Genomic DNA, 20,826 nt, shown 5'->3' with positions numbered 1-20,826 from the left:
CCGAGCCGCCGCCCGCCGGCGCCGCTGCCGCAGCGGCGACGCGCGGGGCCCCGGACCGCGCCCTCGTCAACGTCGCGGCGGAAACCTTCATCCTCAACCGGCTGCCGCTCGGCATCATGGTGTTCCGCGACCAGCAGATCCTGTTCGCCAACCGGGCGCTGACCGATCTCATCGGCTACGAGACGGTGGACGCGCTGCGCGCCGCCGGGCTCGGAGCCGTCTTCCCCGACGAGGCGGCGGCCGCCGCCGGGCCGGTGACGCACCTGGTGCACAGCGGCGGAGCGCCATTGCCGGTGGTGGCGCGACTGCAGTCCATCACCTGGCAAGGCCGCCCCGCCCTGATGCTGTCGGCCAGCCTCGGTGAGGGCGCCGCAGGCCGCGACGGCGCGGTCAAGGCCTTTGCCCAGGCGCTGGCGCAGCGGCGCGGCGAAGGGTTCGTCGACACCAGCCGCGCCGGCATCGTCGAGCGCGCCACCCCCGAATTCGCCGCGATCCTCGGCGGCGCCATCCCCGACATCGTCGGCAAGCCGCTGGCGGCGCTGATCGCGCCGCAGGAGGCGCGGGCGCTGCGGGCGTTCCTCGAGGAGCCGGCCAGGTTTGCCGAAACGGCCCGTCCCAGCCTCGAAGTGGCGAGCGTCGTCCCGCACACGCGCCTGCTGCTGTTCAGCGAAGGCAGCGCCGGGATCGTAACCGGCTATTTCGGCTTCCTGCAGCGGCGCGGAGCGGCGCCGGTGGCCGCCGCGGACGCATCGGTCGAGCCCTCGATCCTGACGCGGGTGAGCCGGGCCGTGCGGCGGCCCCTCAACACCATCATCGGCTTTGCCGACATGATCCGCTCGGCCGCCTTCGGCACCATCGAGAACCAGCGCTACCTCGAATATGCGCGCGACATCAGGACAGCGGGCCAGGAGATCGCCGCGCTGGTCGACGAACTCGACGACATCGCCCGGCTCAAGGAGGGCAGCTACGCCGCACAGCCGTCCGAACTCGACCTCGTCGGGCTGCTCGAAACCTGCGCGGCGCGGGTGCGCGAGCAGGCCGGCGCCGCCCGCGTGCTGGTGCGCAGCGCCATTTCGCAGCGGCTGCCGCGCATCCGGGCCGACCGCGCCTCGCTGCGCCAAGCGGTGCTCAACCTGCTGGCCAGCGCCATCGACCAGACGCCGCCGGGCGGGACCGTCGTGCTCTCCGCACAGGTGGAGGACGACGGCAGCATCAGCGTCAACGTGCGCGACAGCGGCGCCCGCAATGCGGACCCGGCGGAGCGCTTCGTGGTGTTCCGCGACGGGGTCGGCAAGGACGGCGAGATGCTGGTGCCGATGCGCTCGAGCGTGGGGCTGGCGCTGACCCGCTCGCTGCTCGCCGTCAACACCTGTTCGCTGTCGGTCGATCCGGCCGGCGCCGTAGGCACGTTGTTTTCGCTGGTGATTCCGCCGGAACTCGTGGCCACGCGATAAATTTGCCGCGAGCTATGTGACGAAATGACGCAGCCTGAGGCCGGCGAGCGCTTCGGCTTACCACCTGTTTTGGCGAGGCATTTGCTTGCCCCTTTTGAACCGTTCCAAACTATTGATCGGCCAACAGGAATTGGCATTTTTTCGGCTTGTTGACAGCGCCGGTCATAATACCCGACTAGTCCGGCGTCCGGGGACCTTGACCCCCCGCAGATCGGAGACACGCATGTTCAAGTCCATCCCGTTGGCGGCGGCCCTCGCCGGCGCCATCCTCGCCGCGCCCGTGGCGCCGGCCCTCGCCCAGAGCGGCGAAGTCAATATCTACAGCTACCGCGAGCCGGGCCTGATCCAGCCGCTGCTCGACAGGTTCAGCGCCGAGACCGGCATCAAGGCCAACGTGCTGTTCGCCGGCAACGGACTGCTGGAACGCGTCGCCGCCGAAGGCGAGCTGTCGCCGGCCGACGTCGTGCTCACTGTCGACGTCGGCAACCTCGTCGGCGCCAAGGACCAGGGGCTGACGCAGCCGATCACCACGCCCGCCCTCGAGCGGGTTCCGGCCGAGTTCCGCGACGCCGACGGGGCCTGGGTGGCGCTGTCGCTGCGCGCGCGCGTGTTCTACGTCAGCAAGGACCGCGTGGACGCCACCGCCCTCACCTACGAGGACATCGCCAAGCCGGAATGGAAGGGGCGCATCTGCACCCGCGCCGGGGACCACGTCTACAATATTGGGCTCATTGCCAGCCGCATCGCACTGTGGGGGCTCGACAAGACCCGCGAGTGGCTGACGGCCGTGCGCGACAACCTCGCCTATCCGCCGGGCGGCGGCGACCGCGAGGGGGTCAAGAACATCCTCGCCGGCACCTGCGACCTGTCGATCACCAACACCTACTACATGGGCGCGATGCTCAATAACGAGGCCGAGCCGGAGCAGAAGGAGTGGGCCAATTCGGCGCGCATCATCTACCCGACGACGGCCGACGGCGACGGCACCCAGGTCAATGCCGCCGGGGCCTTCATCGCCAAGCATGCACCCAACCCGGAGAACGCCAACAAGCTCATCGAATTCCTGCTCTCCGACGAGGCCCAGCAGATCTACGCCGACACCAATTACGAGTATCCGGCCGTGCCTTCGGTGGCACCGGCGGAACTGACGCTGAGCTGGGGCAAGCTGGTCCCGTCCCGGGTGACGCTCACCGAGATCGCGCAGTATCGCGACGAGGCCGCAGCGCTGGTCGACGAGCTCAAGTTCAACGAAGGGCCGCAGCACTGACCAACGTCCTGCCCCTCAAGGCAGCGGCGCGAACCGGCAGGGGACGTCCCCTGCCGGTTGCTGCGTTCGTGCTGGTCGGCGTCGTCGGCCTGCCGATCGCCTGGCTCGCCGCTGCCGCCATCGGCGCCGTCGCCGCCGGCAGCAGCGGGCTCGACGCCGCCATGCTGCCCACGGCGCTGCGCGAGACGAGCCTGCTCATGCTCTGGGTCGGGGCGATCACCGCCTGCGTCGGGCTGCTGGCGGCGTGGCTGGTGACGCTGTTCGAGTTCCCGGGCCGGCGCCTGTTCGAATGGGCGCTGATCCTGCCGCTGGCCGTGCCGACCTACCTCGCCGCCTATGGCTGGGTGGAGTTCCTGGGCTTCACCGGTCCGGTGCAGCAGATGGTGCGGGCCATTGCCGGCGCGCAGACGCAGCGCGACTACTGGTTCCCCGACATCCGCAGCAACACCGGCGCCGCCATCGTGCTGTCGATGGTGCTCTATCCCTATGTCTACGTCGCCTGCCGCAGCTTCTTCCTGATGCAGTCGGGCTCGATCAACAACGCCGCCCGGACGCTCGGAGCCAGCGGCCTGCGCACCTTCTTCGCGGTGACGCTGCCGCTCAGCCGTCCGCCCATCGTGGTGGGCGTGACGCTGGCCATGATGGAGGTCGTCAACGATCTCGGCGCGGTCGAGTATTTCGGCGTCAACAGCCTCACCGCCGTGATCTACTCCACCTGGATCAACCGCGGCAATTTCGGCGGCGCCGCGCAACTGGCCGTCACCGTCGTCCTCATCATCGCCCTGCTCATCCTCGCCGAGCAGCGGGCGCGGCGGGCGCGCGCCTACCACATGCATCGCGACAGCCGCGTCGCGCCGGCGCGCGAGCCGCTGACGCGTGGCCAGGCCGTGGCGGCCATCGGCTTCTGCACGACGCTGCTCGCCCTCGGCTTCGGCATCCCGGTCGGCCAGCTCGCCTACCTGGCGCTGCGCAACATCAAGCCGGAGGCGGCCTCCCTCACCGTCCAGGCCGGCCTCACCACGCTGACCCTGGCGCTGGCCGGGGCCGTCATCACCGTCGCCATCGGCCTGTTCGCCGCCCGCCAGAGCGGGCCGCGCGCCCACCCGGCCGCCCCCGGCGCCATCCGGTTGGCGACGCTTGGCTATGCCATTCCGGGCACCGTGCTGGCGCTCGGGCTGCTGCAGCCGCTCGGGGCCACCGACCTCGCGCTCAACCGCCTGACGCTGTGGCTCATCGACTGGCGCCCGGGGCTCATCCTCTCCGGCTCGATGGCGGCCCTGCTCTACGTCTACGCCATCCGTTTCCTCGCGGTCAGCCACGGCACCCTCGATGCGGCGATGAAGAAGCGCGGCGACACCATGCTCGATGCCGGCCGCGTGCTCGGCGTGCGGGGCCTGGCGCTGTTCTGGCGAGTCGACCTGCCGACGCTCACGCCGGCCATCCTGTCGGCGGCCATGCTGGTCTTTGTCGAAATCGTCAAGGAACTGCCGGCGACGCTGCTGCTGCGACCGCTCGGGGTCGAGACGCTGGCCACCGTGGTCTATGCGCGGGCCAATGCCAGCCAGTTCGCCGAGGCGGCCCCGCCTGCCCTCGCCATCGTGCTGGTCGGGCTGATCCCGGTGATCCTTGCCACCCACTGGAGCGGCAAGCGCAACACCTGAGCCGCGCAGGCGCAGGCCGGGGGCAGGCCGCTGGCCCGCCCCCGTTCCGGATCAATGCAGCCGCGGCCGGCCGCTCGCGTCGAAGCGGTGGTACAACTCGCCGCGCGGCGAGAAGCTCAGCTGGTCGCCGGAGCGGTAGGTCGACTTGCCCGCCTGGCGCACGACGATCGGCTCTTCCGTGCCGATGTCGACATAGATGTAGCTGTCGGCGCCGAGGTTCTCCGAATATACGACCTTGCCGCTCCACACCCCGTCCTTGGGCGCGATGTCGATATGCTCGGAGCGTACGCCCACCGTGTGCGCCTTGAACTTCTCGGCGTATTTGCCGGACAGGAAATTCATTTTGGGCGAACCGATGAAGCCGGCGACGAACAGCGACTGCGGGTGCTCGTAGAGCTCCATGGGCGTGCCGACCTGCTGCACCACGCCGTCCTTGAGCACGACGATGCGGTCGGCCATGGTCATCGCCTCCACCTGGTCGTGGGTGACGTAGATCATGGTGGTGTTGGGCAGCTGGTCCTTGAGCTGGGCGATTTCCATGCGCATCTGCACGCGCAGCGCCGCATCGAGGTTGGAGAGCGGCTCGTCGAACAGGAACACCCTGGGGTCGCGCACGATGGCGCGGCCGATGGCGACGCGCTGGCGCTGGCCGCCGGAGAGCGCCTTGGGCAGGCGCTGCAGGTATGGAGTCAGCTGCAGCTTCTCGGCCGCCGCCTCGACCTTCTTCCTGATCTCCTCTTTGGGCAGGTTCTGCAGCTTGAGCGAATAGGCCATGTTGTCGAACACGTTCATATGCGGGTAGAGCGCGTAGGACTGGAACACCATAGCGATGCCGCGCTTGGACGGCGCGACGTCGTTGACCACCCTGCCGTCGATCTCGAGCGTGCCGGCGCTGATCGTCTCGAGCCCGGAGATGCAGCGCAGCAGGGTCGACTTGCCGCAGCCGGACGGCCCGACGAAGACGACGAACTCGCCCGACTTGATCTCGAGGTTGATGTCCTTGAGAATCTCCACCGGGCCGTAGCGCTTGTAGAGATTGGTGATTTTCAGATCAGACAAACAGAAGGCCTCCCTGGTCGTGGCCGACGGGGATGACTGCCGGCATCCAAAAACCGTCCGCCGTTGCGCGCGTGATCATGGCAGTTGGCCAATATAGGCACCGAAAGGCCGAAGGCTCAATGAACCGCCGGCCGGGCCCGGAACCGACCCCGGCGCCGCGATGTCGCGCGGCGACAGCCCTGCGGGCAGCGGGACGGTCACCTCGTCTTCGCTCATGTTGAACACGCACAGCAGCGCCTCCTCCCCGCTCCTGCGAATGAAGCCGAGCACGCCCGCCGGAGTGTCCACCAGTTCGATCGACCCCTTGCCGAGCGCCTTGTGCTGGCGGCGAAAGGCGAGGAACTGCCGGTAGAAATTGAGCACCGAACCGGGCTCGGCCTCCTGCATGTCGACGGCCTTGGCCAGATGGTCGGCGGGCACCGGCAGCCACGCCCGCGGCGCCGTGGTGAAGGCGCCGAGATGGGCGCTCGACTGCCACACCATCGGCGTGCGGCAGCCGTCGCGGCCCTTGAACTCGGGCCAGAACTCGATGCCGTAGGGATCGGCCAGTTCCTCGAAGGCGATCTCCGCTTCGGTCAGGCCCAGTTCCTCGCCCTGGTACAGGCAGGCGGTGCCGCGCATCGACAGCAGCAGCATCGCCGCGAGGCGCGTGAACGCCTCCTGCTGGTCGCGCGTGGCCCAGCGGCTGACGTGGCGCACCACGTCGTGATTGGAGAAGGCGAGGCAGACCCACCCGTCCGGCGCCGCGCGCTCGGTCGCGGCAATCGACTGGCGGAAATGCTCGGCCGAGAACACGCCGCCCAGATAGTCGAAGGTGTAGGCCATGTGCAGCCGGTCGGTGCCCGACGTGTACTGCGCCATGACCTCGAGCTGGTGCTGGCTGTCGCCGATCTCGCCCACCGTGGTCTTGCCCGGGTATTCGTCGATCATGGCCCTGAGGCGCTCGAGGAACGCCAGGTTCTCCGGGCGGCTCTTGTCGTACAGGTGCTCCTGGAAATTGTAGGGGTTCACCGCCGGGGCCGTCGCCGTGTTGAAGTCCTCGGGCCTGACCACCGGATTGTTTTCCAGCCCGGTCGAGTGGAAATAGAAATTGACCGTATCGAGCCGGAAGCCGTCGACGCCGCGCTCGAGCCAGAAGCGCATCTCGTCGAGCAGCGCGTCCTGCACGGCCCGGTTGTGGAAGTTGAGGTCCGGCTGGCTGGCGAGGAAATTGTGCAGGTAATACTGCATGCGCCGCCCGTCCCACATCCAGGCCGAGCCGCCGAAGATCGACAGCCAGTTGTTGGGCGGCGTGCCGTCCGGCCTCGGATCGGCCCACACGTACCAGTCGGCCTTGGGATTGGTCCGGTTCAGCCGGCTTTCCTGGAACCACGGGTGCTTGTCCGAGGAATGCGAGATCACCTGGTCGATGATCACCCTGAGGCCGAGCGCGTGGGCCTTCTCCAGCAGCCGGTCGAAATCGGTGAGCGTCCCGAAGATCGGGTCGACGTCACGGTAGTTGGAGACGTCGTAGCCGAAATCCTTCATCGGCGAGGTGAAGAAGGGGGAAAGCCAGACGGCGTCAACCCCGAGGTCGGCGACGTAGTCCAGCCGCTCGGCGATGCCGACGAGATCACCGATGCCGTCGCCGTTGTGATCCTGGAAGGAGCGCGGGTAGATCTGGTAGATCACCGCCCCCCGCCACCAGTCCTTGTCGACAGCTGGTTCGGCGACGGGCTTGGGCTCCGTCATCAGCGGCGTGGCCATCCGGTAAGACTCCCTCGGCGGTCTGGCGCGCGCGAAGCGCGCCCGGCGCGGGATGCGCCTTTGGCAGAATTTGCCAAAACGTTTTAGTGGGCTATTCTTAGCTGCGGAGCCAGCCTTGCGTCAACTCGTGGGGGACCGGGGCGCCTGGCGGCGGACGTCTGATTGATCATAAATATCAAAAGCCTATGAACAAAGACATGAGGCCGCCTGGGGCGACGCCAGCGGGGACGGGGCGCAACGTCACGATCAAGGACCTGGCGGCTGAACTGGGGCTGTCGATCACCACGATCTCGCGCGCGCTCAACGGCTATTCCGACGTCGGCGAGAAGACGCGCAAGCGCGTCGCCGAGGCTGCCCGGCAGCTGGGCTATCGACCCAACCGCAACGCGCAGCGCCTCGTCACCCGGCGCACGCACAACGTCGCCTGGGTGCAGGCCGACAACGACCGCAAGTTCGTCGACCCGCATTTCGTCGAGGTCATGGCCGGCGTGCTGCGCGGTGCCCGCGCGGGCAACTACGACGTGGTGCTGACCTCCGACACGCCCGAGCACGAACTCGCCGTCTACGACCGCTACGTCAACGACAACAGCGTCGACGGCTTCATCATCGACCTGCCGCGCGAAGCCGATCCGCGCATCTCCTACCTGCTCGATGCCGGGCGCCCCTTCGTCGTGCATGGCCGCGAGGCGCGCTCCGGCGCCTATGGCTGGGTCGACATCGACAATTACGGCAATTTCTACAACCTTACCCGGCTGATGCTTGCCAACGGCCACCGCCACATCGCCTTCGTCAACGGCGACGAGCACTTCACCTATGCGCTGTACCGGCGGCGCGGCGCCGCCGACGCCATGCGCGACGCCGGCCTCGCCGCCGCCAATCTCAAGCTGCTCAACTCGCTGCACCCGATGGGCGAGGCCGGCTTCCAGCTGACCAGCCTCGCCCTCGCCGATCCGAAAGTGACGGCGATCCTTTATTCCTCCACCATCATGGCGGTGGAGGGCCATGCCGCCCTGCTCCAGCACGCCGGCGACCGCAAGCTCGCCGTCGCCAGCATGGACGACGAACTGCATTATCTCGACCTCGGCCCCTTCACCGGCCAGTTCACCTTCATCCGCTCGTCACTGCGCGACGCCGGGGCGGCGCTGATGGCCGAACTGATCCGCCAGTGCGAACACGGCGGGCCCGGCAACGGCCACCTCGTCCCCTCGCATTTCCACTTGGCGCCGGGGCTCGACGCTGCCGTGCTGGCCGAACCCCTGCCCGCCAATCGGCGCGGCTAGCCGCCGGCCCGCCTATTCCGCCTGCAGCGTCGACACATATTCGATGAGCGCGAGGATGCGGCCGCGCACGAAGCCGTCCATGTCCGGCCCGGTGGCGAACTCGCCGAGGCGGCCGGCCCGGGCCTGCGCATCGTATTCGTCACCCCATACCGGCATGTCGCGCATGCCGTGGGCCGCGACCTCGGCCCGCCCGTCGATGACCTCGTAGATGCGGCTCACCGGAAATACGCCGCCATTGTTCCTGGCCAGCACCGTGAGATCGGGGATGGTCCGGGTCAGGAACCCGGCGAGTGCCCCGTCGCCCTTGCCCGAGACGCCGTGACAGCTGGCGCAGCTGTTGACGTATTCGCGCTGGCCGATGCTCATCTCCTGGGCGGGGGCGACGGCAGTCGAGGCGATCACGGCGACGACGCCAACGGCAACAATCCCAAGACTTCCTACCATCTCTTCCTCCCTGCAACTGCACATATACAAGCATCTCAGTATCAAACGGACACTATTTCATACCCGGAAACTTACCAATACCAAGGACGCCGCGCCAAACGATTGTTACCAGCGCCTGCCCGCCTGCACGCCCTTCGCGGGCTCGTGGCACTGCGTCGCCGCCGAAGGGAACCATGCCGCATCGGGCCGACTTATGCGGACGCCCACTCGGCGAAACGATGCGCTATACGGAGGCGCGGCTGCAGTCGGCCGCGCGGCGAAGGCCGGCGTCCGGCGTTGCGGTTGCGGTTAGGCAATTTTCAGGTGGAATGAGAAATGGAGCGTACAATGTTCGACGCGGAAGTCTCCTCGAGATCCGGGGCCTCCCCCGGGAGCCATGCGACCGATGGCGGATCCGGGATGGCGGGATGGGTCGCCCTGTTGGCCGCGCTCCTCGTCGTGCTGTTCACGGCGCCGGCCCTTGCCCAGTCCCACCAGCATGGCACCGCCGCCGCCCAGACCGCCCAGGCTCAGTCCCCCGGCGCGCCGGTGGCCGGGGAACCGGTTGCCGACGCCACAGCGGTCCAACAGTCGGCGGCCTCCACCTACTCCAACCCGACCACGTTCACCCTGAGGACGGGCATCTCCGGCGGACGCATGGTCTATATCGGGATCGGCGGCGACATCGACGGCCAGATCAATCCCACCCTGCTGGTGCAGGAGGGCGAACTGGTGCAGATCAACCTGATCAACGGCGAGGGCGCCGAGCATGACGTGGTGATCGACCAGTATGCGGCCCGCTCCGCCATCGTCGTCGGCAAGAACGCCTCGACCACCTTCTCCTTCAAGGCGACCAAGGTGGGCGAGTTTGCCTATTTCTGCTCCATCCCCGGACACCGCCAGGCCGGCATGGAAGGCCTGATCCAGGTCGTGCCCGGCCCGCGCGCCGCGCTGGATACGGACGGGGCCGATATCGTCCGCGATCCCGCCGACCTGCCCGGACCAATCGGGCAGCGGCCGCCGCAGGTCGTGCGCGTCGACCTGGAGACAGTGGAACTGACCGGCCGCCTCGACGACGGCACCACCTATGTCTACTGGACCTTCAACCGCAAGGTGCCCGGCAGCTTCATCCGGGTGCGGGTCGGCGACACCGTCGAGGTGCACCTCAAGAATGCCGCGGACAGCGTCATGATGCACTCCGTCGATTTCCACGCTGCTACCGGCCCCGGCGGCGGCGCGGGCTTCACGCAGATCGCGCCGGGTGAAGAGGCGGTGGTGACGTTCCAGGCGCTGAAGCCGGGCATCTACGTGTATCACTGCGCGACGCCGAGCGTGGCCCACCATATCACCAGCGGCATGTACGGCCTGATCCTGGTCGAGCCGGAGGGCGGGCTGCCGCAGGTCGACCGCGAATTCTACGTCATGCAGGGCGAACTCTATACCGTCGAGGCCTTCGGGACGCGGGGCGAAATGGAGATGGACTACGACAAGCTGATCTCCGAGCGGCCGGAATATTTCGTCTTCAACGGCTCGGTCGGGGCTCTGACCACCTCGCATCCGCTCTATGCCAATGCCGGCGAAACGGTCCGCATCTTCTTCGGCGTCGGCGGCCCCAACTACACCTCCTCGTTCCACCTGATCGGGGAGATCTTCGACCATGTCTACACGCTGGGCAGCGTGACCTCGCCGCCGGCGACCAACGTGCAGACGGTGTCCGTCCCGCCCGGCAGCGCCACCATCGTCGATTTCAAGATCGATCGCGGCGGTCACTACGTGCTGGTCGATCACGCGCTGTCGCGCGCCGAGCGCGGCCTTGCCGGCTACCTGCTCGTGGATGGGCCGGAAAATGACGAGATCATGCATTCCGGCCCGGCTGACGTTCCCGCGCAGTAGGAACCGAGTCGAAGGCGCGGGGTCGCCCCGCGCCTTCCGGCCGCGGCCTGTGCCGCAGCAGCGCTCATCCGGCCTCGGCAGTGATCGAACCGGACTCCGCGGGGGACCTGATGGGCCGTTCCTGGGCCCGTTCGGGTTCGCGCGGCGGCGCCTCGGGCAGCGCGACCGACCCCGGCGTGTGCCGCGCCAGGGCCCTGATCACCTGCTTGGCGGTGATCCGGCCGACCTGCTGCCCGCTGGCGTCGGCGACGCCCACCCACTGGTGCTCGGCGAACAGCGGCAGGACGTCCTCGCAGCGGGCCTCCATCGGCACGGCAACTGCGCAGCCCTCGCCGGCGCCGCGTTCCATGATCGAGCGCACCTTGATGGCCCGCGCCTTGTTGACGTCGCGCACGAACTCCTCGACGTGATCGTTGGCGGGCTTGAGCACGATCTCCTCGGGCCGGCCCACCTGCTGCACGGCGCCGTCCTTGAGCACGGCGATGCGGTCGCCGATCTTGAGCGCCTCGTCGAAATCGTGGGTGATGAAGAGGATGGTCTTGTTCAGCTCCTGCTGCAGCTGGATCAGCTGCTCCTGCATGCCGGAGCGGATCAGCGGATCGAGGGCGGAGAAGGCCTCGTCCATGAGGATGATGTCGGTGTCCATGGCCAGGGCGCGCGCCAACCCGACGCGCTGCTGCTGGCCGCCCGAGAGCTGGCGCGGCCGCGAGTTCTCGTAGCCGGCGAGGCCGACGGTCTCGATCCACTTGGCCGCCCCGTCGAGGCGCTGCCTGCGGCCGAGGCCGCGCACCTCGAGGCCGTAGGCGACGTTGTCGAGCACCGACCGGTGCGGCAGCAGCCCGAACTTCTGGAACACCATCGTCACCTGCGTGCGCCGGAAGCGGCGCAGCTCGTCCCGGCTCATCTTGAGCACGTCGGTACCGTTGACCACGATCTCGCCCGAAGTCGGCTCGATCAGCCGGTTGACGTGGCGGATGAGCGTCGACTTGCCGGAGCCGGACAGGCCCATGACGACGAAGATCTGCCCGCGGGCGATGTCCAGCGAGACGTCGTCGAGGCCGACGACGTTGCCGGTCTGTGCCTGCACTTCCGCCTTGGCATGCCCGGCGTGCAGCAGCGCCAGCGCCGCGTGCGGCCGCTCGCCGAAGATCTTGGTGACGCCGCGCATGGCGATGGCGTATTCGGAGTCGGAATTGTGTGTCGCGTCGGTCATCTAGCGGCCCTCCGCCAGCCCGATACGGGCCTGCAACTGCTTGCCGAAGGATTGGGTGATGCGGTCGAAGACGATGGCGAGGACGACGATGCCGAGCCCCGCGAACAGGCCGCGGCTGACCTCCAGCCGGCCGATGCCCTGCAGCACCTGGTAGCCGAGCCCGCCTGCCCCGATCATCGAGGCGATCACCACCATGGCCAGCGCCATCATCGTGGTCTGGTTGATGCCGGCGAGGATGGTGGGCAGGGCCAACGGAATCTGCACGCCGAACAGGCGCTGCGTCGGATCGGAGCCGAAGGCGCGGCTCGCCTCCATCACCGACGGATCGACGGTCCTGAGGCCGAGGTCGGATAGCCGCACCAGCGGCGGGGCGGCATAGACGATGGTGGCGATCAGCGCCGGGATCTTGCCCGGGCCGAAGATCATCACCGTCGGGATCAGGTAGACGAAGCTGGGCAGCGTCTGCATCAGGTCGAGCACCGGCGTCACCAGCTGGCGCACGCGCAGCGAGCGCGACATCCACACGCCCACCGGGATGGAGACGACGATGGCCGTCAGCGTCGCGGCGATCATCAGCGCCATGGTGGTCATGGCGTCGGTCCATAGGTCCATCACGCCCAGGAAAAGCAGCGAGGCGAGCACGACCACCGGCAGTTGCCAGCGGCGGGTGGCGAGCCAGGCAATGCCGACCAGGATGGCGATGATCAGCCACCAGGGCATCGCCACCAGCAGGTTCTCGATCGCCTTGAGCAGCACGAGCAGCGGCGAGGCGGCGGCCTCGAGCTCGTCGCTCCAGTTGCGCACCACCCAGTTGAGGCCTTCGTCAACGGCGCGGCGCAGGGGTCTTGTATCGATGAATTCGGGGAACATCGGTTGGTCCTGTCGTTGTGGCCCGAGCCGTCACGGGCACGCGACGCAGCGGCCGGGTGCGAACCCGGCCGCCGGAGCTAGGGCGCAGCGAGGGAAACGCCTAGCTTAGGCTGGCCTTGACCTTCTCGGCGACCGCATCGGGAACCCAGCTGGTCCACAGCTCCTGCTTGGTCTTGAGGAAGTTCTCCGCGGTGGCAGTCGCGTCGGCCATGTTCTCGTCGCCATAGACCAGCAGCTCGCTGATCTGCGCGTTGGTCAGGCCGACCTTGGAGAAATACTCGGCGACGGCAGGGGCTTCCGTTGCGAGCCAGGCGGCGGCGCCGATGATGGCCGGCGAGGACGGGTAGGCCGTCTTGCCGGCGGGCTCGCAGGCCGGGTCGGTATTGCAGGCATAGACCTCGGTGTCGACCGGCCCCAGGTCGAGCTGGACGGCGTCGAACTTGCCCAGGATGGCGGTCGGCCCCCAGTAGTAGAACAGGATCGGCTCCTCGCGCAGGAAGGCGCGCGAGATCGAGGCGTCGAGCGCGCCGCCGGAGCCGGGCGAGAACAGGATCCACTTGTCCTGCATGCCGTAGGCCTCGTACAGCGCCGAGGTCGAGAGCTCGCAGGCCCAGCCGGGCGGGCACGAATAGAGCCGCCCCTTGCCGGGCTCCTCGGGGTCGGCGAACAGGTCGGGGCGGGCGATGACGTCCTCGGCCGTGACCAGTTCGGGATGCGCCTCCTGCACGTAACGGGGGATGAACCAGCCCTCGACCGTGCCGTCGGTGATGGCGTCGCCGAGATCGACCACCTCGCCTGCCTCGATGCCCTTGTTCCACTGCTCCTCGATCGAGCTGGTCCACAACTCGGGGGCGACGGCCGGGGTGCCGCGCGTCAGCATGGAGGTCGAGGTCGGAACGGTGTCGCCGGCGACGATCGCCACGTCGCAGCCATAGCCGACCCCGAGGATGGTGGCGTGGATATGCGCCAGCGCCGCCGCCGACGGCCAGGTCATTTCGGCGATGTCGATGGTACGGTCGGTGCCGCAGGACGCGGCCTCGTTCTCCTGGGCGAAGGCGGCAGGGGCGGTCAGCGACAATAGCGCGACGGCCATCGCGGCGGCAACGCCACCGGATTTCAATATCATGAGGTCTTCTCCTAGTCGATGTGAGGCCGAGACGATATTGATTCAGTTTCTGTATGTCAAATTTGCTAATACTTTCCAGCAACAAGTAATACAGCTGCTGGAGACTTTGGCGATCGACTTTCAAATATTTCGCAGCAAGACTATCTCTGCACGAAAACATGCCACGCGTTGCTGCGACATGTTGAGCGGCAAGCAAAAAAATGCTGAAAAAAATTCTTCCAGCCACGATCCGGCCACAAACCGGCGGCGATGGCGCGCCGCCGCTGCCCCGGCAGGGCCGCGGATTTCAGGGAGTTTCCGCCGATGCGGGCGGCGCGGGCGGGCCGCGCCCGGGCCGGCCTACTTGACGCTGCCCGCCATCATGCCGCGCACGAAATAGCGCTGCAGCGAGAAGAACACGATCAGCGGCACGACGATGGTGACGAAGGCACCCGCCGTCAGGATCTCCCAGTTGTTGCCGCGCGAGCCGAGCAGGCTCACCAGCTTGCCGGTCAGCACCAGCTTGGAATCCTGTGCCCCGAGGAACACCATGGCCACCAGCAGATCGTTCCACACCCATAGGAACTGGAAGATGGCGAAGGCGGCGAGCGCCGGAAAGCTCAGCGGCAGGATCATCGAGGTGAAGATCTTGAAGTGCGACGCCCCGTCCATGCGGGCCGACTCCATGATTTCCTTGGGGATGCCGGCCATGTAGTTGCGCAACAGGTAGATGGCGAGCGGCAGGCCGAAGGCGGTGTGCGCCAGCCAGATGCCCAGATACGCCTTGCCGTCGGCGGCGCCGAAGGCCTGGGCGATGTTGTTGTACAGGCTGAGCAGCGGAATCAGCGACATCTGCAGCGGTACCACCAGCAGGCCCACCACCAGCGCCACGATGGCGCCGCGATAGGGAAAGCGCATCCACGCCAGCGCATAGGCGGCGAAGGCCGCCATCAGGATGGGGATGACGGTGGCCGGGATCGTGACGGTAAACGAGTTGATGAAGGAGCGCCCGACATTGGAGGCGGTCAGCACCTCGATGTAGTTGTCGAGGGTGAAGCGCGGCGCGATCGAGGCCACATAGAACACGCGCGGGCCGCGGCTGTGGGTGAAGGCGGTGTCCGACACCCATTCGAAGCTGCCGTCGCGCTGCACGGTGATCTCGCCGCCCGCCGCCATGGGCAGGGTCTGACCGGCGGCAGCCGCCGCCGGAGCGGCATTGGACAGTCCGAAACTGTCGACCTGCTTGTTGGTGTCGGTGCCGAAGATGTTGCCACGGATGACGAAGCGGCCGGCCTCCTCGACCTGGTCGGCGGCGGTGCCGATGCGGCTCACCCCCTGGGTGAGCGACGTCGAGAGCGCCGTCCACCAGCCGGAGACGGCGAGCTGGTCCTTGTCGCGCAGCGAGGAGATCAGCAGCCCCGCGGTCGGGAAGGTCCACAGCAGCACGAGCAGCAGCAGCGCCGCGTGGGTGAAGAGGCGGCCGACGCTGACGCGGGCCAGCCAGCGCGGCGTGCCGGTGGTGGGGCGCGGCAGGTCGCGGGCGGCGGCGGTATCGGCGGCGGCCATCAGCGCGTCCCCTCTTCGGCGTTGGCTCGGCGGATGTTCCAGATCATGATCGGGGTCACCGCCAGCATCAGGATCACGGCGATGGCCGAGCCGCGGCCGTAGTCGAAGTTCACGAACATCCACTTGAACATGAGGTTGGCCAGCACCTCGGTGTTCCACTGCCCGTTGGTCATGGTGAAGATGATGTCGAACACCTTGAGCACGGTGATGGTGATGGTCGTCCACACCACGACGATGGTTCCGAAGATCTGCGGGATCATGATGGTGAAGAAGATCTGGAAGCCGTTGGCGCCGTCGATGCGCGCCGCTTCCAGCGTCTCCTCGGGAATGCCGCGCAGCGCGGCGGAAAGGATGACCATGGCGAAGCCGGTCTGGATCCAGATGAGGATGACCATGAGGAAGACGGAGTTCCAGAACGGGATGGTGATCCACGCCTCTGGCGGCAGGCCGAACCAGGTGACGAGGGCGTTGAGGACGCCGATCTGCTCCTGGCCCTCGCCGCGGTAGTCATAGACGAAGCGCCAGATCACCGAGGCGCCGACGAAGGAGATGGCCATGGGCATGAAGACCAGCGACTTGGCGATGTTGCCCCACCACAACCGGTCGGCGAGCACGGCGATGACCAGGCCGAAGCCCGTGGACAGCGCCGGCACGATCAGCAGCCACAGGACGTTGTTGAGCACCGACTGCTGGAAATTGCTGTCGCCGAAGGCCCACAGATAGTTGGAAAAGCCGATGAAGCTGCGGCCGGTCTTGTCGAACAGCGACAGCCGGAAGGTCTCCAGCACCGGGTAGACGAGGTAGACCGACAGGAACAGCAGCGAGGGGAACAGGAACAGCCACGGCCGGATGGCGCTGCGCAGCCCGTCGCGCCGGCTCATCTCGCCGCTCGTCATGCGCGGGCTGGAGGCGAGGACCTTGTCGAGCAGCCAGTTGGTGCCCCAGAAATAGGCGCCCGCGGCGGCGACGGCGACAGCGATGGCGAACCCGGCGCTGAGGACCTGCTGGACAACGTCTCCCATCGGACCACCCCTCCCGCGAGCCCGTTCGAGTTGTGCGGACCCGGCGCGCGCGGCGCCGGGTCCGTTGCTCGACTATGTCAGACTATTTGATGGCGTCCCAGCTTGCCTGGATCGCGTCGGCCACTTCCTGGGCCGACTTGCCGCCGACGAAGTCGACCATGCCGGTCCACATGCTGCCGGCGCCGACCGCGCCGGGCATCAGGTCCGAGCCGTCGAAGCGGAAGGTCGTCGCCTCGAGCAGGATCTGGCCCTCACCCTTGAGCGTCTCGTTCGAGTAGGTCTCGACATTGGCCGATTTCAGGGTGGACAGGAAGCCCGACTGCGCCATCCAGATCTCGTTGGAGATCGGGGTGCCGAGGAAGTCGATGAAGGCGCGCGCCGCGGGCGAGTCCTTGGTTATGGTCGCAAGCGTGCCCGCACCCAGCACCGGCCGGCCGAGATCCTTGCCGGCGAAGGCCGGGAAGTAGAAGAAGTCGGCGTCGGTGCCCAGTTCCACGCCTTCGCCGAAGAAAGTCGGGATGAACGAGGCCTGGTGGTGCATGAAGCACTGCGGCGGCACGGTGAACAGGCCGAGCGGGCTCTCGCGGAAATCGGTGGTGCCCACCGCGGCGACGCCGCCGGCGACCTTCTTGTCGTCCTTGGCGAACCAGCCGAACAGGTCGAGCGCCTCGACGACCTTGGGATCGTTGAACTTGAGGTCGTTGCTGACCCAGGCGTCGTAATCCTCTGGGGCGTGCAGGCGCAGCATGATGTCCTCGACCCAGTCGGTGGCCGGCCAGCCGGTGGCCCCGCCCGAGCCGAGCCCGATGCACCACGGCGTATTGCCGTCGGCGACCATCTTTTCGGTCAGCGCCTGCAGGTCCTCGAAGGTCTGCGGCACCTCGTAGCCGGCATCGGCGAAATTGTCGGGCGAGTACCAGACCAGCGACTTGAGGTCGGACTTGTAGGGCACGGCGTAGAACTGCGGATTGCCCTGGGCATCCTTGTAGGTGCCAAGGCTAACGAAGCTCTCGCCGGCGGCGTGGTTATCGAGCACGAACTGCTTGGTCGCGTCGCCGAGCGGCACCAGGTAGCCCTTGGAGGCCATGTCGGCAAGCAGGCCCGGCTGCGGCAGGATGGTGATGTTGGCGGGGCTGCCCGCGGCGGCGTCGATCTGCGCCTGCTGCTCGTAGTTCTCCGAGCTGCCATACTCGACGTCAACGCCGGTGGCATCCTCGAAATAGGCGATAACGCTCTCGAACATCTCCTGGTCGCCGCCTTCGCGCCACGGGCCCCAGATGGTGAGCTTCTGGCCCGACAGGTCCTTGTGGGCATCTGCGAAGGCCTGCAGCGAATCCCAGCTGAAGGCACCCTCGCCCTTGGGGAACATCAGTTCCTGGGCGTAGGCGCTGGAGGTGAGGGCGATCGCAAAGGCGGACACCCCCGCCAGTAGGTATTTGTGCATGTAGTCCTCCCATCGCACATTCGGTCACCGGCCCCGAACGCTCGGCGCCGGCCTGTTATCTTGTTGCATCGCGGCGTCCCGCGGCCGTTGCGACCTGGAGACGCTTTTGCCCTGCAGGACGCGAGCCTCGGCCCGCGCCCCCGCCTCCCCGCACGCCCAAAACGTTTTGGTTCCAAAACGTTTTGGAAGCCGATTAATGAGCCTCGCAGCGCAGTTAGCGGTGCGGGTAAACTCTCACACCCGGCCGGCTTTGCCAAGCCGGGTTTTGCACCCGCCGGACGGGCTGGGGCACCGGTTCGCCGCCCCCCGCGGGCGGCGCGGGGCGCCGGCATTGCGGGGCGAAAGAAACGCCGTTCCACGCTCGTCGCCCGGCGCAGAAGCAAAATCCGGCAGGCGCCCGCAATACGCCATCCCATCCGCAGACACTGCCGGCCTGTGGCCCTACCCTCTGGCACAGTTTCGATGCACGGAGTTTTCCTATGCGCTTCACTGGTCTTGCCGCCGCGGCCGCCGCCGTTCTCGCCCTCGCCTCTCCCGCCCTCGCCGAGCGCCTCACCGATCAGCCGCTGGTCGACAGCGCCTGGCTCGAGGCGCATCTCGGCAATGAGAGCCTCGTCATCCTCGACGTGCGCGACGCGGTCGAAAAGGCGTTCGCCTACGACACCGCCCACATCCCCGGCGCCATCAAGGCCCCGTATTCGACCTCGGGCTGGCGCGAGGAGCTCCAGGGCGTCCCCGGCCAGTTCCCCGGCGTCGAGAAGGCGGCCGCGCTGATCGGCAGCCTCGGCGTTGACAACGACGAGCACGTCGTCATCGTCCCCAACGGCACCGATTCGAGCGAGTTCGGCGCCGCCACCCGCATCTACTGGACCTTCAAGGTGCTCGGCCACGACGCCGTGTCGATCCTCGACGGCGGCGCCCGCGCCTGGGAGGCCGCCGGCGGGCCGGTGACCGCCGAGGTGACGCTGCCGCAGCCGACCACGTTCAACGCCACCTTCCGCAGCGAGCTGCTGGCCACCACCGAGGACGTACAGAAGGCGCTGGCTGACGGCACGCCGCTGATCGACGGACGCCCGGCGGCGCAGTTCCACGGCCAGTCCAAGAGCCCCGTCGTCGCCGCCGCCGGCACGTTGCCCGGCGCCGTCAACCTCGAGAACGGCAAGCTCTACGACGCCGAGGCCGCCAAGTTCGCCGATCGCACCAGGGTCGCCGCGCTCGCCCTCGACGTCGGCCTGGGCGAGGGCAAGCCGGCCATCGCCTTCTGCAACACCGGCCACTGGGCCTCGATCATCTGGTTCGGCCTGTCCGAGGTCGGCGGCAACCACAACGTCACCATGTATGACGGCTCGATGGCCGAGTGGACGGCGGACCCGTCCCGTCCGGTACAGGTGCAGTAAACCTTCGTCTCCTCCCTGTGGCGAAGCGGATGTCCAGGACCCCGGTTCTGGACATCCGTCCTTGTCGAGGGCACAGCTGAACGTGCCGTCCCGCCGCCTGTTTGAACGGACCCTTGGATGACCGACATCACCGCCCCCGCCAAATCCCTTTCCCCCTTTGCCGGCATCGACCGCGCCCCGGCGCTGGTCGTCGGCGCCGCCATCGTGTTCGGCGCGCTCGCCATCGGCCGGCTCGTCGATGCGCCGCAGGCACTGCTCTTTTTGATCGGCGGGCTGATGGGCGCCGCCCTCTACCACGGCTCCTTCGGCTTCACCGGCGGCTGGCGCCGCATGGTGGTCGAGCGGCGCGGCCGCGGCATGCGCGCGCAACTGCTGATGATCGGCGTCACCGCCATCGCCTTCTTCCCGCTGCTCGCCCTGGGCAATGTCGGCGGCCAGCCGCTGGTCGGCGCCACGGCGCCGGTCGGCGTCTCCGTCCTCGTCGGGGCCGCGCTGTTCGGGCTCGGCATGCAACTGGGCGGCGGGTGCGGCTCGGGCACGCTGTTCACTGTCGGCGGCGGCAGCTCGCGCATGCTGGTGACGCTCGCCTTCTTCATCGTCGGCGCGGTCATCGGCACCGCGCACCTGCCGTGGTGGCTGGCGCAGCCGTCGCTGCCGCCGATCAGCCTCGGGACCGCGCTCGGCGTGCCGCTCGGGCTGCTCGTCACCCTCGTCGGGCTGCTGGCCGTGGCCATCGTCACCGTCGTCGTCGAGCGGCGCCGCTGGGGCACGCTCGAGCAGGTGAAGGCGCCGTCCCGCCGCGGTTTCGACCGCCTGCTGCTCGGCCCCTGGCCGCTGGTCGGGGCGGGGCTCGTACTGGCCGCGCTCAACGTCGCGACTCTGCTGGTCGCCGGCCATCCGTGGTCGATCACCTACGGTTTCGGGCTGTGGGGGGCCAAGCTGGCGCAGGCGGTGGGGGTGCCCGTCGCCGGCTGGGAATTCTGGACCTGGCCGGCGCAGGCCCGGGCGCTCAACGACACCGTGCTCGCCGACGTCACCTCGGTCATGGATTTCGGCATCATTCTCGGGGCCGCGCTGGCCGCCTGCCTCGCCGGCAAGTTCGCCCCCAGGGTGGCGGTGCCGTTGCTGTCGCTGCTCGCCGCCGCCATCGGCGGCGTCCTGATGGGGTACGGGGCACGCCTCAGCTTCGGGTGCAATATCGGGGCGCTGTTCAGCGGCATCGCCTCGGGCAGCGTGCATGGCTGGCTGTGGTTCGCCGCCGCCTTCGCCGGCAGCCTGCTCGGCATCAGGGCGCGGCCGCTGTTCGGACTGGGGAACTAGCCATGGCCGGCAAGAACACCCTGCTTTTCGGAGCCGCCTTCGTCGTCGCCACCGGCGCCGTCGCCGCCGACCACTATGCGCACCGGGCCACTCCCGCGCCGGCGCC

The 20,826-nt window shown here is 68.0% G+C and carries 17 protein-coding genes; 8 read left to right on the top strand and 9 right to left on the bottom strand.

The genetic code is table 11. From position 1 onward, the window contains the following. From VGD93_RS08875 to VGD93_RS08865, 3 genes are all read left to right on the top strand, one after another. Window positions 1–1,454 (top strand): sensor histidine kinase (locus tag VGD93_RS08875; protein ID WP_395011224.1); only part of this gene is annotated, 1,454 nt, incomplete at its 5' end. Between the two features lie 223 nt (window positions 1,455–1,677). Then, on the top strand, window positions 1,678–2,721 hold the full coding sequence (locus VGD93_RS08870; RefSeq protein ID WP_395011222.1) for an extracellular solute-binding protein: 1,044 nt from the start codon (window positions 1,678–1,680) through the stop codon (window positions 2,719–2,721). 68 nt (window positions 2,722–2,789) lie between these two features. Continuing rightward, window positions 2,790–4,382, top strand: a complete 1,593-nt coding sequence (locus VGD93_RS08865; RefSeq protein WP_395011220.1) for an ABC transporter permease — start codon at window positions 2,790–2,792, stop codon at window positions 4,380–4,382. Window positions 4,383–4,433: 51 nt separating this feature from the next. Here VGD93_RS08865 and VGD93_RS08860 read toward each other — a convergent pair whose 3' ends face one another. After that, the gene (locus VGD93_RS08860) at window positions 4,434–5,426 is read right to left on the bottom strand and encodes an ABC transporter ATP-binding protein (protein WP_395011226.1); all 993 of its coding nucleotides are present in this window, start codon (window positions 5,424–5,426) and stop codon (window positions 4,434–4,436) included. Between the two features lie 90 nt (window positions 5,427–5,516). Continuing rightward, window positions 5,517–7,187, bottom strand: coding sequence for an alpha-glucosidase family protein (locus VGD93_RS08855; RefSeq protein ID WP_395011218.1), 1,671 nt, complete (start codon window positions 7,185–7,187; stop codon window positions 5,517–5,519). Between the two features lie 197 nt (window positions 7,188–7,384). Here VGD93_RS08855 and VGD93_RS08850 point away from each other — a divergent pair, with 197 nt between their 5' ends. Then, window positions 7,385–8,467 carry a LacI family DNA-binding transcriptional regulator gene (locus VGD93_RS08850; protein ID WP_395011216.1) on the top strand — a complete coding sequence of 361 codons (1,083 nt, stop codon included), beginning with the start codon at window positions 7,385–7,387 and terminating at the stop codon, window positions 8,465–8,467. 12 nt (window positions 8,468–8,479) lie between these two features. Here the strand turns inward: VGD93_RS08850 and VGD93_RS08845 are convergent, their stop codons facing one another. Beyond that, on the bottom strand, window positions 8,480–8,911 hold the full coding sequence (locus tag VGD93_RS08845) for a c-type cytochrome (RefSeq protein ID WP_395011215.1): 432 nt from the start codon (window positions 8,909–8,911) through the stop codon (window positions 8,480–8,482). A 399-nt stretch (window positions 8,912–9,310) separates the two neighbouring features. Here VGD93_RS08845 and nirK point away from each other — a divergent pair, with 399 nt between their 5' ends. Continuing rightward, window positions 9,311–10,783 carry a copper-containing nitrite reductase gene (nirK, locus tag VGD93_RS08840; RefSeq protein ID WP_395011213.1) on the top strand — a complete coding sequence of 491 codons (1,473 nt, stop codon included), beginning with the start codon at window positions 9,311–9,313 and terminating at the stop codon, window positions 10,781–10,783. A gap of 64 nt (window positions 10,784–10,847) precedes the next feature. Here the strand turns inward: nirK and VGD93_RS08835 are convergent, their stop codons facing one another. From VGD93_RS08835 to VGD93_RS08825, 3 genes are all read right to left on the bottom strand, one after another. Continuing rightward, the gene (locus tag VGD93_RS08835) at window positions 10,848–11,996 is read right to left on the bottom strand and encodes a quaternary amine ABC transporter ATP-binding protein (protein WP_395011212.1); all 1,149 of its coding nucleotides are present in this window, start codon (window positions 11,994–11,996) and stop codon (window positions 10,848–10,850) included. Beyond that, window positions 11,997–12,866 carry an ABC transporter permease gene (locus VGD93_RS08830; RefSeq protein WP_395011210.1) on the bottom strand — a complete coding sequence of 290 codons (870 nt, stop codon included), beginning with the start codon at window positions 12,864–12,866 and terminating at the stop codon, window positions 11,997–11,999. A gap of 100 nt (window positions 12,867–12,966) precedes the next feature. Then, window positions 12,967–13,992, bottom strand: a complete 1,026-nt coding sequence (locus VGD93_RS08825) for an ABC transporter substrate-binding protein (RefSeq protein ID WP_395011207.1) — start codon at window positions 13,990–13,992, stop codon at window positions 12,967–12,969. Between the two features lie 37 nt (window positions 13,993–14,029). Between VGD93_RS08825 and VGD93_RS08820 the strand changes: the two genes are divergently transcribed. After that, the gene (locus VGD93_RS08820) at window positions 14,030–14,371 is read left to right on the top strand and encodes a hypothetical protein (protein WP_395011206.1); all 342 of its coding nucleotides are present in this window, start codon (window positions 14,030–14,032) and stop codon (window positions 14,369–14,371) included. On the opposite strand, the gene VGD93_RS08815 is transcribed toward VGD93_RS08820, so the two are convergent. The 3 genes from VGD93_RS08815 to VGD93_RS08805 all read right to left on the bottom strand — a co-directional run bounded on the left by VGD93_RS08815 (window position 14,332) and on the right by VGD93_RS08805 (window position 18,003). Then, on the bottom strand, window positions 14,332–15,537 hold the full coding sequence (locus tag VGD93_RS08815) for a carbohydrate ABC transporter permease (protein WP_395011204.1): 1,206 nt from the start codon (window positions 15,535–15,537) through the stop codon (window positions 14,332–14,334). The two genes, VGD93_RS08820 and VGD93_RS08815, sit on opposite strands and share 40 nt — an antisense overlap. After that, entirely contained in the window at window positions 15,537–16,559 is a 1,023-nt protein-coding gene (locus VGD93_RS08810) for a carbohydrate ABC transporter permease (RefSeq protein ID WP_395011202.1), read from the bottom strand. Before VGD93_RS08810 ends, VGD93_RS08815 begins: the two co-directional genes overlap by 1 nt. 82 nt (window positions 16,560–16,641) lie before the next feature. Then, the gene (locus VGD93_RS08805) at window positions 16,642–18,003 is read right to left on the bottom strand and encodes an ABC transporter substrate-binding protein (protein WP_395011200.1); all 1,362 of its coding nucleotides are present in this window, start codon (window positions 18,001–18,003) and stop codon (window positions 16,642–16,644) included. A 479-nt stretch (window positions 18,004–18,482) separates the two neighbouring features. On the opposite strand from VGD93_RS08805, the gene VGD93_RS08800 reads away from it, so the two are divergent. Continuing rightward, window positions 18,483–19,400, top strand: a complete 918-nt coding sequence (locus tag VGD93_RS08800; RefSeq protein WP_395011198.1) for a sulfurtransferase — start codon at window positions 18,483–18,485, stop codon at window positions 19,398–19,400. Between the two features lie 117 nt (window positions 19,401–19,517). Further along, complete coding sequence (locus VGD93_RS08795) at window positions 19,518–20,720, top strand: YeeE/YedE family protein (RefSeq protein ID WP_395011196.1); 1,203 nt, start codon at window positions 19,518–19,520, stop codon at window positions 20,718–20,720. Window positions 20,721–20,826: the final 106 nt, after the last annotated feature.

The organism is Devosia sp. (assembly GCF_036406155.1).
Taxonomy (GTDB): domain Bacteria; phylum Pseudomonadota; class Alphaproteobacteria; order Rhizobiales; family Devosiaceae; genus Devosia_A.
Note: the sequence above shows the minus strand (reverse complement) of the source record. Positions and strands in the feature narration are given on the sequence as shown.

Excerpts from the sequence above, each read along its gene's own strand:
- VGD93_RS08870 (WP_395011222.1), top strand. The coding sequence starts at position 1,678 with ATGTTCAAGTCCATCCCGTTGGCGGCGGCCCTCGCCGGCGCCATCCTC.
- VGD93_RS08855 (WP_395011218.1), bottom strand. The coding sequence starts at position 7,187 with ATGGCCACGCCGCTGATGACGGAGCCCAAGCCCGTCGCCGAACCAGCT.
- VGD93_RS08850 (WP_395011216.1), top strand. The coding sequence starts at position 7,385 with ATGAGGCCGCCTGGGGCGACGCCAGCGGGGACGGGGCGCAACGTCACG.
- VGD93_RS08845 (WP_395011215.1), bottom strand. The coding sequence starts at position 8,911 with ATGGTAGGAAGTCTTGGGATTGTTGCCGTTGGCGTCGTCGCCGTGATC.
- nirK (WP_395011213.1), top strand. The coding sequence starts at position 9,311 with ATGGCGGGATGGGTCGCCCTGTTGGCCGCGCTCCTCGTCGTGCTGTTC.
- VGD93_RS08835 (WP_395011212.1), bottom strand. The coding sequence starts at position 11,996 with ATGACCGACGCGACACACAATTCCGACTCCGAATACGCCATCGCCATG.
- VGD93_RS08830 (WP_395011210.1), bottom strand. The coding sequence starts at position 12,866 with ATGTTCCCCGAATTCATCGATACAAGACCCCTGCGCCGCGCCGTTGAC.
- VGD93_RS08825 (WP_395011207.1), bottom strand. The coding sequence starts at position 13,992 with ATGATATTGAAATCCGGTGGCGTTGCCGCCGCGATGGCCGTCGCGCTA.
- VGD93_RS08815 (WP_395011204.1), bottom strand. The coding sequence starts at position 15,537 with ATGGCCGCCGCCGATACCGCCGCCGCCCGCGACCTGCCGCGCCCCACC.
- VGD93_RS08810 (WP_395011202.1), bottom strand. The coding sequence starts at position 16,559 with ATGGGAGACGTTGTCCAGCAGGTCCTCAGCGCCGGGTTCGCCATCGCT.
- VGD93_RS08805 (WP_395011200.1), bottom strand. The coding sequence starts at position 18,003 with ATGCACAAATACCTACTGGCGGGGGTGTCCGCCTTTGCGATCGCCCTC.
- VGD93_RS08800 (WP_395011198.1), top strand. The coding sequence starts at position 18,483 with ATGCGCTTCACTGGTCTTGCCGCCGCGGCCGCCGCCGTTCTCGCCCTC.
- VGD93_RS08795 (WP_395011196.1), top strand. The coding sequence starts at position 19,518 with ATGACCGACATCACCGCCCCCGCCAAATCCCTTTCCCCCTTTGCCGGC.